Here is a 14,142-nt window from a genome sequence, read left to right as displayed (position 1 = left end):
TCATTCCACGGCGGAGCGGGTCAGCTGCGCCAGCACCCCACCAGGTGATCGTCGACCATGCCGGCCGACTGCATCAGCGCGTACATCGTGGTGGGCCCGACGAAACGGAACCCGCGGCGGCGGAGCGCCTTGCTCATCGCGGTGGACTCCGGCGTCACGGCGGGAACCTCGGCGAACGAGAGGGGGCGTGCGCGGCCGGGCGCCGGCGCGAACGACCAGAGCAGCTGATCGAGCTCGCCGTCCTCCGTCTCGAGCATCAGTCGCGCGTTCGAGATGGTCGCCTCGATCTTGGCGCGGTTGCGGATGATTCCGGCATCGCCCATCAGCCGCTCGACGTCGTCAGGCCCGAACGCCGCGATCACGGCAGGATCGAAGCCCGCGAAGACCTCACGGAAGTGCGGACGCTTGCGCAGGATGGTGATCCAGCTCAGACCGGCCTGGAACCCCTCCAGGCTGAGCTTCTCGAAGAGCGCCCGGTCGCCGTGGAGCGGGACGCCCCATTCTTCGTCGTGGTAGCGGATGTACTCCGGGTCCTCGCCCACCCAGCCGCAGCGCGCGCGACCGTCTGCTCCGGCTCGGGTATCCACACTTCACCCTAGGCCGTGGGCTACTTCTTCTTGAGCGCCTTCTCGGAAGTGGGCAGCTCGCCGGAGGCGGCCAGATCGGCGAAGTACGCACGGGCCTCGTCCTGGCGGGCGCGCTCGGCACCGGACGCGATCGGAGCGCGCACATGCTCGGGCGCGAAGCCGAACGCGTCGACGAGGTCCTGCGCGTGCGGGCGCAGCCGCGCGCACAGCCGGTCGATGTACCGCGAGACGGAGGCCGCCCGCTGCGTGGAGAGGCGCCCGTTGATGAGGTACCAGGCGAGGTGCTTCTCGATCAGCGAGAGCCCGAAGAGGTCGCGCAGCCAGGTGAGCACGTGTGCGGTGTCCTCATCCTCCAGCCGGTTGATGCCGTCGGTGAACGCCTCCCACTGCAGCAGCTCGGCGTGGGCGCGGGCCGCCTCGATCAGCTGGGTCTGGTTCTCGTTGAACACCGCGGCCGCCTCGGCGGGCGACATCCGCGCGGCGGGGCGCAGCGCGCCGGCCACGTCGGCGACCATCTGCTGCACGCGCCCCGACAGCAGCTCGTGCTGCTGCTCGGCGCGCAGGCCGAGCTCGACCGAGCGCGCGGTGGAGCCGAAGTCGGTCACCGTCTGGCCGAGCTGGCGGAGGCCGGCACCGTGGAAGAGCTTGCCCGCCGTCTGCCCGACCGCGTACTTGGCGAGGGCCGCAGCATCCGCTCCCTTGAACTGCCGCGCGAAGTCGCTGAGCAGGCGCTTGCCGACCAGCTGGAGCAGCACGTTGTTGTCGCCCTCGAAGGTCACGTACACATCGAGGTCCTGGTGCAGACCGACGAGGCGGTTCTCGGCGAGGAAGCCGGAGCCGCCGCATGCCTCGCGGGCCTCCTGGATCGTGTCGAGTGCGTTCCAGGTCGACAGCGGCTTGAGCGCCGCGGCGAGGGTCTCGAGGTCCTCGCGCTCCGCCGGGGTGTCGGCGGTGCCGCTGAACACGCCGTCGAACTTCTTCAGCAGCTCGTCGTGCGCGAAGAACTGTGCGTAGTCCTGTGCCAGGCGGGGCAGGAGCCGGCGCTGGTGCTTGCCGTAGTCCAGCAGCACGACCTCGTCGGTGCCGGCGCCGGAGTCGAACTGGCGGCGCTGGTTGGCGTAGGTGATCGCGATGTAGAGGGCGAGGGCGGTGCCCGTGGTGGCGGCACCGTCGAGCGACACGCGACCCTGCACGAGGGCGCCGAGCATCGTGAAGAAGCGGCGGCCCGGGCTGGCGATCTCGCTCGAATAGGTGCCGTCCGCGGCGACATCGCCGTAGCGGTTGAGCAGGTTCTCGCGCGGGATGCGCACGTGGTCGAAGTGCAGCCTGCCGTTGTCGATGCCGTTGAGACCGCCCTTGACGCCGTCGTCCTCGCCGCCGATACCAGGCAGGAACGCGCCCTCCTCGTCGCGCAGCGGCACGAAGAAGCAGTGCACCCCGTAGTTCACGCCGCCGGTGATCAGCTGGGCGAAGACGGTGGCGGCCTTGCCGTGCAGCGCCGCGTTGCCGAGGTAGTCCTTCCACGCGCCGCGGAACGGCGTGTGGATGACGAACTCCTCGGTCTCCGGGTCGTACGTGGCGGTGGTGCCGATGGCGGCGACGTCGGAGCCGTGGCCGGTCTCGGTCATCGCGAAGGCGCCGGGCAGCGCGAGCGAGATCACGTCGGGCAGCCACGCGTCGTGGTGCTTCTTGGTGCCGAGCTGGTAGATCGCGGAGCCGAACAGTCCCCACTGCACGCCCGACTTGATCTGCAGGCTGGGGTCGGCCAGGACGAGCTCCTGGAAGCCGGCGAGGTTGGCACCGTTGTTGTCGAGGCCGCCGTACTCCTTCGGGAAGGAGCGGCGTGAGCCCCCGGCCTCGACGAGCAGGTGCAGCTGCGTGAGGACCCGCTCCCGGTGCTCGGGCATCGGCATGCCGTCGACGCGCCAGAACGCGGGGTCCTTGATCATCTCGCGGGCCTCGAGCCGGGTGTCGGCCCAGGTGCCGAGGAGGGCGCGGGTGACGGCTGCGACATCGATGCGGGCCTCGGATGCCTCCTCCGCCGTGTGGGCGGCGGTCGGGGCGCCGCCGGCGGGGGTGCGCTTGCTGGTGGCGGGCTTGTTCGGACGGACGGCGGCGTCGGTCATGGACTCACCTTTCGGGCGATGAAGGGGGATAAGTCACTTCTGACGGTAGGACTCCTCCAACACAGGGCCAAGCCGGTTGAGGGTTGTCCACAAACGGCCGCGTTCACGTCGCCCGGGCGTGTTGTGCGGTCCCCACACCCGCGGGGTTGCGCGGCGACGGCCGGACATGCACACGATGGATCATGACGACGAGCGCGCGCGACCGGGTGAGACTCCGCCGGTGGGGCGAGGACGACTTCCCGCTGCTCGAGCGCGCCAACACGCCGCTGATGACGGCGCACCTGGGCGGGCCGGAGTCGACGGAGGAGCTGCACGAGCGCCAGGCGCGGTACCTGCGCCTGAACGCCTCGGGCGAGGCGCGCATGTTCCGCATCGAGATCGACGGAGTGCCGGCGGGCGGCATCGGCCGATGGCAGGTCGAGCACGACGGAGTCCCCGCCTGGGAGGCCGGCTGGCACGTCGAACCGGGGTGGCAGGGGCAGGGCATCGCGGCCGAGGCGCTGCGGCAGCTCATCGCGGACGCCGTCGCCGACGGCGGCCGCGGCCTTCTCGTCGCCTACCCGGGCGTGGACAATCCACCGTCGAACGCGCTGTGCCGCCGGGCCGGCTTCGAGCACCGCGGGTCGGGCACGGAGCCATGGCGCGGCGGCGAGCTCACCTTCAACATCTGGACCCTCGACCTGTCGCCCCTCGACCTGTCGGGGCGCGTTCCCGACGTCGACGAGCGCTTCCGCGGAGACCGCCTCGACGAGACGCGCTGGTGGCCGTTCTACACGCCGCACTGGTCGTCACAGGAGCGCACGGCCGCGCGATACGACGTCGACGGCGGCCTGACACTGCGCATCGACGACGGCACCGCGCCGTGGGCGCCGGAGTGGGACGGCGCGGTGCAAACTTCGCATCTGCAGACCGGGCAGTTCTCCGGCGGACTCGGCAGCGGCATCGGCCAGCACCGGTTCCGCGAGGGTCTCGTCGTGCGCGAGGAGCAGCCGGAGCGCCGGCTCTGGCTGCCGCACTTCGGCGTCATCGAGGTGCGCATGGCGGCGATCCGCCATCCCGACGCCATGGTCGCGTTCTGGCCCATCGGCTACGAGGACGCGCCGGATCGGTCGGGCGAGATCTGCATCGCCGAGATCTTCGGCGCGGAGATCGATGACGACGGCGCCGGCTGGGTGGGCGTCGGCGTGAAGCCCCAGAACGACCCGCGGCTGCAGATGGACTTCGAGAAGATCCGCGTCGACGCCGACCTGACGCAGCCGCACGACTACGCCGTCGAGTGGACCGCGGACCGGCTGCGCTTCTTCATCGACGGGCGCTGGGTCAAGACCGTCGTCCAGAGCATCGACTATCCGGTGCAGCTGATGCTCGACGTGTACGAGCTGCCGCGGTCGGACGGGGCACGCGACACCTCTGCCCTGCCGCACGAGTTCCGGGTCGAGCGGGTGCGCACCTTCCCGGCGTGAGGTTCGGCTGCGCCGGGAAGCGCGGCGCTACAGGGTCAGGCCGTGGCCGAACCGGAACAGCGGGTCGGTGGTGTCGAACGGCACGTCCGGACGGGATGCTTCGACCGCCGCCATCGAGCGCGGGAGGTCGAAGGGGAGTCGCCCGCGCGCCGGCGCCGCACCGCTGAGCACGTCGAGGAGCGCCGCGGGGTGGGCGCCCCAGGTGCCGACGACCGCGTCCGCGCTCGCGACGATCGGCGCGAGGATCGCGGGCCGATCGAGGAACACGTCGACCACCGTGGGCACGGCGGCGGCGATCTCGGCGACGTGGGCCAGGGTCTCGGCCGGGAAGTCCAGCGAGCCGGCGTGGAAGAAGTTCTCGAACATCGAGGCCCGCTGCTCGTACGGGGCCTGCAGCCGGACGATCGCGAGATCCGCCTCGGCCGGGGTCTCGACGACCTCGCCGTACGCCGCCGCGATCTCGGGGGCGATCCCCTCGACGTAGAGCTTGATGCCCGCGGCGAACGGCAGCGATCCGCCGTTGCTGAGCACGGCGACCGACGCGCGCTGCGCCTCGAGTCCGGCCGCGCGGAATTCGGCGGACCCGACGATGGCGTCCGCCGCCTCGGCGTCGACGAAGGGGTTCTCGAACAGGCCGAGCGCGAACTTCTCGCGGAGCAGGCGCCGTGCCGAGACGTCCAGTCGCTCCTGGTCGACCAGGCCCGACTCGACCAGCTCGATCAGCAGTGCGGGGTCGTCCTCGCCGCCGAACTGGTCGGCACCGGCATCCAGGATCTTCTGCATCCGCTCCGCCGGCGTCAGGTGCTCGACGCCCCAGGCCCGTGCCGCGAAGTCGGTGCCGAGGATCGGCTGGTCGGTGACGAGTCCCCAGTCGGTGCAGACGATGCCGTCGAAGCCGTAGCGCTCGCGCAGCAGGCCGGTGAGCACGCCCTTGTTGAAGCCGAACCCGACCTCTTCGTACTCGGTGCCGACCGGCATGCCGTAGTAGGGCATGATCTGCCGGCCACCGGCGGCGAACACGGCCTCGAAGGGCTTCAGATGCAGGTCGAACTGCCCGCCGGGGTAGACCTGCTCGCGGCCGTAGTCGAAGTGGGGGTCCTCGCCGTCCTTCTGCGGGCCGCCGCCCGGGAAGTGCTTGGTCATCGTCGAGACCGAACCGGGTCCGAAGGCCTCGCCCTGGAAGCCGCGGACGTAGGCGGCGCCGAGCTCGCCCGACAGGTCGGGGTCTTCGCCGAAGGTCTGCAGCTGCCGCGCCCAGCGCGGCTCGCTCGCGAGGTCGACCTGCGGGTGCAGCGCGACGCGGATGCCGACCGCCGTGTACTCGCGGCGGGCGATCTCGGCGAACCGCTCGACCAGGGCGGGGTCGTGGGTGGCGGCGAGCCCCAGCGGCTCCGGCCACTGCGAGAAGGGACCGGCCATGATCGACGCGCCGGGGTTCTCATTGAAGCCGTGGCGCGGGTCGGTCGAGATCGACACCGGGATCCCGAGGCGCGTGGACGCGGCAAGCTCCTGGAGCTTGTTGTGCCAGCGCGCGATGTCACCCGCGGTCGGAGCGACCCCGAGCAGGTTGAAGTGGGTCATGTGCCGCGCCTCGACGTACTCGCGGTTCGAGGCGATGCCGAAGAACGGGTCCCCGTCGCTGAGCTCGCCGCCCTCGCCCATGGCGATCATCGTCTGGAAGAAGAGACCGGCCTTCTCCTCGAGCGTCATCTGGCTCAGAAGGATCTCGACGCGTTCCTCGATCGGGAGGGAGGCGTCGCGGTAGCGGGTGTCGACGGCGGTGTCGGTGGCATCGTTGCTCATGCGCACAGCCTAAACCGAATGGCGCTAGGTTTTCAACCGGCCCGGACGACCGCGAGCACCGCCTCCCCGTAGGCCTCGCGCTTCTTGGCGCCGATGCCGGTGATGCCGTCGAGGTCGGCGAGGCTGGCCGGCCGGCGCTCCGCGAGGGCGCGCAGCGTCGCATCGCCGAAGACGATGTACGCGGGCATGCCCTGCTCCTTCGCCGTCTCGGCGCGCCACGTTCGGAGGGCCTCGAACAGCGGCTGGTCTGCCGCATCCATCGAGGCGGATGCGGTCGCCTTCCGCACGCGGGATCCTCCGCCGGAGCGCCCCAGCACGTCGCGGCGCAGCGGCACGGGCTCTTCGCCGCGGAGCACGCCGGCGCCCGCATCGCCGAGCGCGAGCGTGCCGTACTCGCCGCGGGCGACGAGGATGCCGCGGGCCAGCAGCTGCCGGACCACCGAGCGCCAGTCCTGGTCGGAGAGGTCGGAGCCGAGCCCGTAGGTGGCCAGCTTGTCGTGACCGAGCTGGCGGATGCGGTCGGTCGACGCGCCGCGCAGGATGTCGATGAGCTGCCCCGCGCCGTAGGCCTGGCCGCGCTCGCGCTGGAGGCGCACGATGGTGGAGAGCAGCTTCTGCGCGGGGACGAGGCCGTCCCACGTCTCGGGCGGCGTCAGGCACGTGTCGCAGTTGCCGCAGGGCTCGGCCGCCTGGCCGAAGTAGCCGAGCAGGTTCTGCCGGCGGCACGCCACCGTCTCGCACAGGGCGAGCATCGCGTCGAGGTGCTGGCCGAGCCGGGTCTTGTAGGTGCGGTCGCCGGGGCTCTGATCGATCATGCGGCGCTGCTGCACGACGTCGCCCAGCCCATAGACCATCCAGGCGATCGACGGCTCGCCGTCGCGACCCGCGCGGCCGGTCTCCTGGTAGTAGCCCTCGACCGACTTGGGCAGGTCGATGTGCGCGACGAAGCGCACGTCGGGCTTGTCGATGCCCATCCCGAACGCGATGGTGGCGACCATGATCACCCCGTCCTCGCGGAGGAAGCGGGCCTGGTTCCGCGAGCGGACCCCCGCGTCGAGGCCCGCGTGGTACGGCAGCGCGTCGAGCCCCTGCGCGCTCAGGTACTCGGCCATCTGCTCGACCGACTTGCGGCTGAGGGCGTACACGATGCCGGCGGAGCCCGCGGGCATCGTGCGGATGAAGCCCACCAGCTGACGGCGCGGGTCGACCTTGGGCTCGATGCGGTACTGGATGTTGGGACGGTCGAAGCTCGCCACGAAGTGCTGCGCGGCGGGCAGGTCGAGACGCTGGGTGATCTCGGTGTGGGTGGCGTGGGTGGCGGTGGCGGTGAGGGCCATGCGCGGCACACCAGAGAACCGCTCGGCCAGGTCGCCGAGCATGAGGTAGTCGGGACGGAAGTCGTGGCCCCACTGCGACACGCAGTGGGCCTCGTCGATCGCGATGACGCTGAGCCGGCCCCGCTGCAGGAGGGCGGTGGTCTGCGGGCTCGACAGCCGCTCGGGCGCGACGTAGATCAGATCGAGCCGGCCCGCCAAGTAGGCCTGCTCGACCGCCTGACGCTCGGCCGGCGCCTGGGTGGAGTTGAGGTACGCGGCGCGCACGCCGTTGGCGATGAGCGCATCGACCTGGTCGTGCATGAGGGCGATGAGCGGCGAGACGACGAGCCCGGTGCCGGGGCGCACGAGCGCGGGCACCTGGTAGGTGACGCTCTTGCCGCCGCCCGTGGGCATGAGCACGACCGCGTCGCCGCCGGCGACGACGTGCTCGACGATCGCGGCCTGATCGCCCCGGAACGCGTCGTAGCCGAACACCTCTTTGAGCACCGTACGCGGGTCGGTGCCGGTGAAGTCACGGCCCTCCGGCTCGGGGGCGGCGGCGCGCGCCTCGGCGACCTCGGGAGTCGCGCTGCGGGTGGCCCGCGCGATGGCGGCTCCGTACCCGTCGAACTCCGGCGGCGGGGGCGCGTCGAGGTCGTCCGGTGGCGCGATCTCGTCGGGATCCCAGACGAGATCGGCATACGGGTCGGAAGTCACCACCTCACGATAGCCGCGGCCGCTGACACCGGACTGCGGCGCCCGCTCACCCGCCGCCGAGGGCGGATGCGAGATCGGTGTGCGAGAAGTCCTCGCCCACGTAGAGCACCGGCTCACGACGTTCCTTGGCGAGCGCGTATGTGAAGCAGTCCCCGAGATTCAGCCGAGCCGGATGGCCGGACCCGCGTCCGAAGTCGCGGTAGGCCTGACGAGCCAGCGCGGCCTGCGTCGCCGTCAGCGGGACGACGTCGAAGCCCACCGCGGCGACGAGGTCGTCGAACCGCGCGATCTTGACCGGGTCTCGCGAACCATCCGCCACGATCGATGCCTCGGTGAGCGTGGCCGAAGAGATCGCCGGTGCCGTCGTGGCCTGGAGCGCCGCCAGGAGGTCGTGCGCACCGGGTTCACCCTGGATGATCGCGATGAGCGCGGAGCTGTCCACGATCACCGCGGCAGTCCCGTCGCACCGTCGTAGAGGGCCTCGACGGCTGCCCCCAGGTCGACGCCGCGGTAGGCCTCCTGAGCTGCGGCAGCGGCCGCGGCGATGCGGGCGGCGCGTGCCTCGTGAGCGGCGCTGGCGTCGAGCTCGGCCAACCGCGCCCGCACCGCTGCTTCGACGGCGGAGGTCTGACTCACGCCGAGTCGTTCGGCGAGTGCACGCACGGCCGCGTGCACCTCCTCGTTCTTGATATTGAGGCTCATGGCGCCATTCTACCTTCTCTTTCCACCCGTCTACCATTCGGTGTCCGTGGCCGCTCATAACCTGGGCGCACATTCCAGAAGGGGGATCCACATCGGCCTTCCGCTGCCGTCGATGTCGCTGGTCCTGAACGGCGCCGCACGGCTGGTCCTGCTGATCCCCGGTACGCAGGGTCGAGACGCGCGCAGCCCCGCCCCGGCGAGTGGGACGCGCGGAGGTGAGGCTCTACAGCCGGACCACCTCGGTGACCCGCACGACGGCGGCGCCCTCTTCCACGGAGGCGGCGAGGTCGACCTCGGCGCGGATGCGCCAGTCGTGGTCGCCGGCAGGGTCGTCGATCGTCTGCTCGACGCGCCAGATGCCGTCGGCGGCCGTCGAGTCGTCGATGACGCACAGCCGCGGCGAGCGGGCGGGGCCGCCGGTGAGGATCTCGTCGTGGTCGTCGTAGTAGCGGTCCATCGCCTCCGACCACTCGACGCCCGGGTCGAGCTCGGCGAGCGCGTCGTCGTCCTGCAGCGCGGCGAGCCGCACACGGCGGAACAGCTCGTTGCGCACGAGCACCGTGAACGCCCGCCGATTGGTCAGCACCGACGGGGGCGCGGGCGGGACGACCGGCGCCTCCGGATCGGCCACCGGGTTCACCAGTGTCGCCCACTCGTCGACCAGGCTCGAATCCACCTGGCGGACGAGCTCGCCGAGCCACTCGATCACGTCCATCAGCTCGTCGGTGCGGGCATCGGCCGGCACCGTCTGGCGGATCGCGCGGTACGCGTCGCTGAGGTAGCGCAGCACGAGCCCCTCGCTCCGGCCGAGCTGGTAGAGCGCGACGAACTCACCGAACGACAGTGCGCGCTCGAACATGTCGCGCACCACCGACTTGGGCGACAGCTCGAAGTCGCGCACCCACGGCTGGCTCGACGCGAACACCTCGAACGACTGGACCAGCAGCTCGGCCAGCGGCTTGGGGTAGCTGACCTCCTCGAGCAGCGCCATCCGCTCGTCGTACTCGATGCCGTCGCGCTTCATCGCCCCGACCGCCTCGCCGCGAGCGCGGTACTCCTGCTGCGAGAGGATCGCACGCGGGTCGTCCAGGGTCGCCTCGATGATGCTCACGACATCGAGCGCGTAATGGCCGGAGCCGATCGATCCGCCTGGTGCTTCCGCGCCAGGGCCCCGCCCGAGTTCGACGTCGCGGTCGAGCAGCTCGATGGCGGCGAGCGCGAACGGCGACAGCGGCTGGTTCAGCGCGAAGTTCGGCTGCAGGTCGACGGTGAGACGGATGCTGCCGCCCTCGCTCGTCACGATGCCCGCGTCGCGCAGCGTGCGGAAGATCGCGATGGCCCGGCGGGCGAGCGCGTAGCGGCGGGCGCGCGGCTCGTGGTTGTCGAACACGAGCGACCGCACGTTGGCGAGCACGTCACCGCCGCGTCCGATCACGTTGATCAGCATGGCGGCGCTCAGCTGCAGCTGGGGCGTGAGGGGCTCCGGCACGGCGTCGATGAGGCGCTCGTACGAGCCCTCGCCCCAGTTCACGACGCCGGTCGGCGCCTTCTTGCGGACGATCTTCTTGCGCTTCGCGGGGTCATCGCCGGCCTTGGCGAGCGCGGCGGTGTTCTCGATCTCCCACTCCGGCGCCATCACCACGACGGTGCCGGCGGTGTCGTAGCCGGCCCGTCCCGCCCTGCCCGCCACCTGGTGGAACTCCCGGGCACTGAGCTGCCGCATCCGCGTGCCGTCGTACTTCGACAGCGCCGTGATGACGACGGTGCGGATGGGGACGTTGATGCCGACGCCGAGGGTGTCCGTCCCGCAGATGACGCGCAGGAGCCCGCGCTGTGCGAGCGTCTCGACCAGGCGGCGGTAGCGAGGCAGCATGCCGGCGTGATGCACGCCGATGCCGGCGCGGACGAGACGCGAGAGCGTCTTGCCGAAGCTCGTGGTGAACCGGAACCCGCCGATCGCCTCGGCGATCTCGTCGCGCTGCTCGCGCGTGGTGATCTTGACGCTCGCGAGCGCCTGGGCGCGCTCGAGCGCCGCAGCCTGCGCGAAGTGCACCAGGTAGACCGGTGCCTGCCGCTCGTCGAGCAGCATGGTCAGCACCTCATGCACCGGGCGCCGCTCGTAGGAGAAGTGCAGCGGCACGGGTCGCTCGACTCCGGTGACCAGCGCCGTCTCGCGACCCGTGCGCCGGCGCAGGTCGGCCGCGATGTCGCTCACGTCCCCGAGCGTCGCCGACATGAGCAGGAACTGCGCCCGCGGGAGCAGCAGCAGCGGGACCTGCCACGCCCAGCCTCGGTCCGGATCGCCGTAGAAGTGGAACTCGTCCATCACGACCTGGTCGACATCCGCGTCCACCCCCTGGCGCAGCGCGACGTTCGCGAGGATCTCGGCGGTGCAGCAGATGATCGGCGCGTCGGGGTTGACCGACGAGTCGCCGGTGACCATCCCGACGCTCTCCGCGCCGAAGATCTCGACCAGCGCGAAGAACTTCTCGCTCACCAGCGCCTTGATCGGGGCGGTGTAATAGGTGCGACCGCCGCGGGCGAGGGATGCCGCGTGCGCCGCGATCGCGACGAGCGACTTGCCGGTGCCGGTCGGGGTGGACAGGATCACGTTCGCACCGGAGACCAGCTCGATCGCCGCCTCGTCCTGGGCAGGGTAGAGGCTCAGTCCGCGGCTCTCCGCCCAGGCGACGAAGGCGTCGTAGACGTCGTCCGGTGCGGAGGCGGCGCGTACGGCGGTCAGGAGGTCCACCTGTCGAGTCTGCCCGACCGGGGCTGCGGGCACTTACTCCTCGGCCTCGTCGGCCGCGATGAGCTGCTTCGCCTCCACGACGCGGCGGGCGGCAGCATCCACCTTCTCCGCGAAGCCAGGGTCGTCCTCCGCCCGCGCGAGCACCGCGTCGTACATCTCGGGGAAGACCTTCGGGTCGGCCGACACGAGCACCAGATCCACGCCCGCACCGATCGCGGCGACGGCGCGGACCGCCGGCTTCCACTTCTGCACCTGCGCGGTCGCCGAGAGATCGTCGGTGGTCACCACCCCGTCGAAGCCGACCTCGCCCCGCAGGAGGTCGGTGACGACCGTGTGTGAGAAGACGGCGGGACGCTCGGGGTCGATCTTCTCGTAGACGGCGGTGCCGACCATCACCACCGATGGCCCCGCGGAGATGAGGCTGCGGTAGACCCCCACGTCCGCGGAGCCCGCGGTCACCACGTGATCGACGACGTTCGCGGTGTAGTCGGTGTTGCCCTCGACGCGGCCGAGGCCGGGGAAGTGCTTGAACGTGGGCAGGATGCCGGCCTCGCGCATCCCCTCGGCGAATGCGCCGGCCTTCGCGGCGACCGCCGTGCCGTCGTATCCGTACTCACGCCACAGCGCGCCGATCGGCGCGTTCTGCCCGGCCTCCTCGGGCGAGCTGACGATGTCGGCGACCGGGGCGAGGTTCATGGTGACACCGGCTTTGCGCAGCTGCGCACCCCAGCGCGCGGCGTCGGATCGCAGGCGCGCGACACCCGACTCCGCCTGGGTGCGGGCGGCGGGGATGCCGTCGAACCCGGCACCGGAGAGCACCTGCACGGCGCCGCCCTCCTGATCAGTGGCGATCCAGAGCGGCAGCTCGGACGCCGCGGCGGCCTTCATGAAGCGGGCGGTGACCCGCGCCGTGGCGGCTGTGCCCTTGGACGAGCGGCCGTGCAGGAACACCGCGCCGGCGTGACGCTCGCTCACGGCGTGCAGTGTGGTCGCCGCGGCCTTGCCGACGGGCGAGCCGACCATGAACAGCTGCCCGACCCGCTCTTCGAGCGAGAGCGTCGCGATCGGATCGACCGGCGTCGGGGTGGGAGTCGGCGTCACAGTCGGGACAGGCGAGGCGGGGGCGTCGGCCGGCCGAGGGGCGTCGGCGACGGACGGGGCGAGACCAGGCGACGCCGACGCCGCGATGCCGATCAGGACCATCGCCGCCAGGGCGGTGAGCAGGATCGGACGCGAACGCATCCTTCCATTGTCGTGGCGGAACACTGGCAGCCCGCCGTACGTTGGAGACAGCGAGCAGAGGAGCGACCGTGAGCGACAGCATCCCGTCGGAGATCACCGAAGAGCCCGTGGTGGTGCGCGCGGACGAACGGTACGAACTGCGCCTGGGCGAGCTGCTGGCCGGCTTCAGCGAGTTCTCGATCGACGCGCGTGGTCGCCTCGTGTTCATCCACACCGAGATCGACCCGGCCTTCGAAGGCCGCGGGTACGGATCGAAGCTCGTGTCCGCGGCGATGGCCGACGTCGCCGCGCGGGGTGAGACGGTCGTGCCGCGCTGCCCCTTCGTGTCGCGGTACCTGTCACGGCACGACGTGGACGGTCTGCAGGTGGACTGGCCGATCAGGCGGGCTGCCGGGGAATGACACGACTGGATGCGGAGGCCGACACCGCGGTCGAGTCTGCGGCCGAGTGCGACGGTCCGCGCGCCCTGCTGCTCGCCTCGCGCGAGGTGCCGCTCGGCGGCGTCCGCGCGATGGAGGTGCACCGCGCGCTGCCGCAGCGCGACCTGCCGCTCGTCGGGGCGTGGTGCTTCCTGGACCGGTTCGGGCCGCAGGTGACCACGATGCGGGTCGAACCGCATCCGCACATCGGCCTGCAGACGGTGACCTGGCCGCTGGTCGGAGAGGTGCGCCACCGCGACACCATCGGCAGCGACGTGATGGTGCGGCGCGGCACCCTGAACCTGATGACCAGCGGCGCCGGCATCGCGCACTCCGAGTACTCGGTCGGCGAGGGGCCGGTCGCCATCGACGCGCTGCAGCTGTGGGTGGCCCTGCCCGAGACGCGGCGGCACGGGGCGCCCGACTTCGAGCAGCACGCGGACCTGCCGACGCTGGCCCTCGCTCCGATCGACGGTGCGGCTGCCGAGGCCACCGTCGTGCTCGGGGAGCTGGGCGGGGTCGCCTCGCCCGCGACCGTGCACACGCCGATCGTGGGCGCCGAGGTGCGGCTGGAAGCCGGCTCACGCGTGCGCGTGCCGCTGCATCCGGAATGGGAGTACGCGGTCGTGGGCGTCGAGGGCGTCGTGCACGTGCAGGTGGAGCCGGATGCCGCCACCGCGGTCACCCGCAACGCGCTCCTGTACCTCGGCGTCCGGCGTGAGGTCATCGAACTGACCGCGGACGAGTCCGCGACGGTGTTCCTGCTGGGCGGCGAGCCGTTCGAGGACGACATCGTCATGTGGTGGAACTTCGTCGGACGCTCCCACGAGGAGATCGTCCAGGCGCGCGAGGCGTGGGAGGCGGACCCGTCGACGGACTCAGCGACCGCGCGCTTCGGGCATGTGGTCGGCCACGGCGCGGAGCGCATCCCCGCGCCGCCCCTGCCCGGGGTGCGCCTGACCCGTCGGCGCCGTCGCGTCTGAGCCTCCCGCGGACGGCGACCCACGGCGGCGCC

Annotated in this window: 11 protein-coding genes; 3 read left to right on the top strand and 8 right to left on the bottom strand. The window is 71.5% G+C overall.

Annotated features, from left to right (window positions below; genetic code table 11):
- Nucleotides 1–20: 20 nt before the first annotated feature.
- Both Microterr_RS00790 and Microterr_RS00785 read right to left on the bottom strand, forming a co-directional pair.
- Complete coding sequence (locus tag Microterr_RS00790) at nucleotides 21–587, bottom strand: DNA-3-methyladenine glycosylase I (protein WP_263796701.1); 567 nt, start codon at nucleotides 585–587, stop codon at nucleotides 21–23.
- 20 nt (nucleotides 588–607) lie between these two features.
- Nucleotides 608–2,713: an acyl-CoA dehydrogenase family protein gene (locus Microterr_RS00785; protein ID WP_263796702.1), complete on the bottom strand. Its 2,106-nt coding sequence runs from the start codon at nucleotides 2,711–2,713 to the stop codon at nucleotides 608–610.
- A 182-nt stretch (nucleotides 2,714–2,895) separates the two neighbouring features.
- Between Microterr_RS00785 and Microterr_RS00780 the strand changes: the two genes are divergently transcribed.
- A complete protein-coding gene (locus tag Microterr_RS00780; protein ID WP_263796703.1) occupies nucleotides 2,896–4,176 on the top strand; it encodes a GNAT family N-acetyltransferase in 1,281 nt (426 codons plus the stop codon).
- Between the two features lie 27 nt (nucleotides 4,177–4,203).
- On the opposite strand, the gene Microterr_RS00775 is transcribed toward Microterr_RS00780, so the two are convergent.
- The 6 genes from Microterr_RS00775 to Microterr_RS00750 all read right to left on the bottom strand — a co-directional run bounded on the left by Microterr_RS00775 (nucleotide 4,204) and on the right by Microterr_RS00750 (nucleotide 12,708).
- Nucleotides 4,204–5,979 (bottom strand): glycoside hydrolase family 3 protein, encoded by a 1,776-nt coding sequence (locus tag Microterr_RS00775; protein WP_263796704.1) that lies wholly within the window; start codon nucleotides 5,977–5,979, stop codon nucleotides 4,204–4,206.
- Between the two features lie 32 nt (nucleotides 5,980–6,011).
- Nucleotides 6,012–8,012, bottom strand: coding sequence for a DNA helicase RecQ (recQ, locus tag Microterr_RS00770; RefSeq protein ID WP_263796705.1), 2,001 nt, complete (start codon nucleotides 8,010–8,012; stop codon nucleotides 6,012–6,014).
- Nucleotides 8,013–8,058: 46 nt separating this feature from the next.
- A complete protein-coding gene (locus Microterr_RS00765; protein ID WP_263796706.1) occupies nucleotides 8,059–8,460 on the bottom strand; it encodes a type II toxin-antitoxin system VapC family toxin in 402 nt (133 codons plus the stop codon).
- Nucleotides 8,457–8,714 carry a type II toxin-antitoxin system VapB family antitoxin gene (locus Microterr_RS00760; RefSeq protein WP_263796707.1) on the bottom strand — a complete coding sequence of 86 codons (258 nt, stop codon included), beginning with the start codon at nucleotides 8,712–8,714 and terminating at the stop codon, nucleotides 8,457–8,459. Before Microterr_RS00760 ends, Microterr_RS00765 begins: the two co-directional genes overlap by 4 nt.
- 223 nt (nucleotides 8,715–8,937) lie before the next feature.
- Nucleotides 8,938–11,466, bottom strand: coding sequence for a DEAD/DEAH box helicase (locus Microterr_RS00755; RefSeq protein ID WP_263796708.1), 2,529 nt, complete (start codon nucleotides 11,464–11,466; stop codon nucleotides 8,938–8,940).
- A 33-nt stretch (nucleotides 11,467–11,499) separates the two neighbouring features.
- On the bottom strand, nucleotides 11,500–12,708 hold the full coding sequence (locus Microterr_RS00750; RefSeq protein WP_263796709.1) for a glycoside hydrolase family 3 N-terminal domain-containing protein: 1,209 nt from the start codon (nucleotides 12,706–12,708) through the stop codon (nucleotides 11,500–11,502).
- A gap of 68 nt (nucleotides 12,709–12,776) precedes the next feature.
- Here Microterr_RS00750 and Microterr_RS00745 point away from each other — a divergent pair, with 68 nt between their 5' ends.
- Together Microterr_RS00745 and Microterr_RS00740 are read left to right on the top strand one after the other, a co-directional pair.
- Entirely contained in the window at nucleotides 12,777–13,109 is a 333-nt protein-coding gene (locus tag Microterr_RS00745; RefSeq protein ID WP_263796710.1) for a GNAT family N-acetyltransferase, read from the top strand.
- Nucleotides 13,106–14,110: a pirin family protein gene (locus tag Microterr_RS00740; RefSeq protein ID WP_263796711.1), complete on the top strand. Its 1,005-nt coding sequence runs from the start codon at nucleotides 13,106–13,108 to the stop codon at nucleotides 14,108–14,110. Before Microterr_RS00745 ends, Microterr_RS00740 begins: the two co-directional genes overlap by 4 nt.
- The last annotated feature ends 32 nt before the right edge of the window (nucleotides 14,111–14,142 follow it).

The organism is Microbacterium terricola, assembly GCF_027943945.1.
Classification (GTDB): domain Bacteria; phylum Actinomycetota; class Actinomycetes; order Actinomycetales; family Microbacteriaceae; genus Microbacterium; species Microbacterium terricola.
Note: the sequence above shows the minus strand (reverse complement) of the source record. Positions and strands in the feature narration are given on the sequence as shown.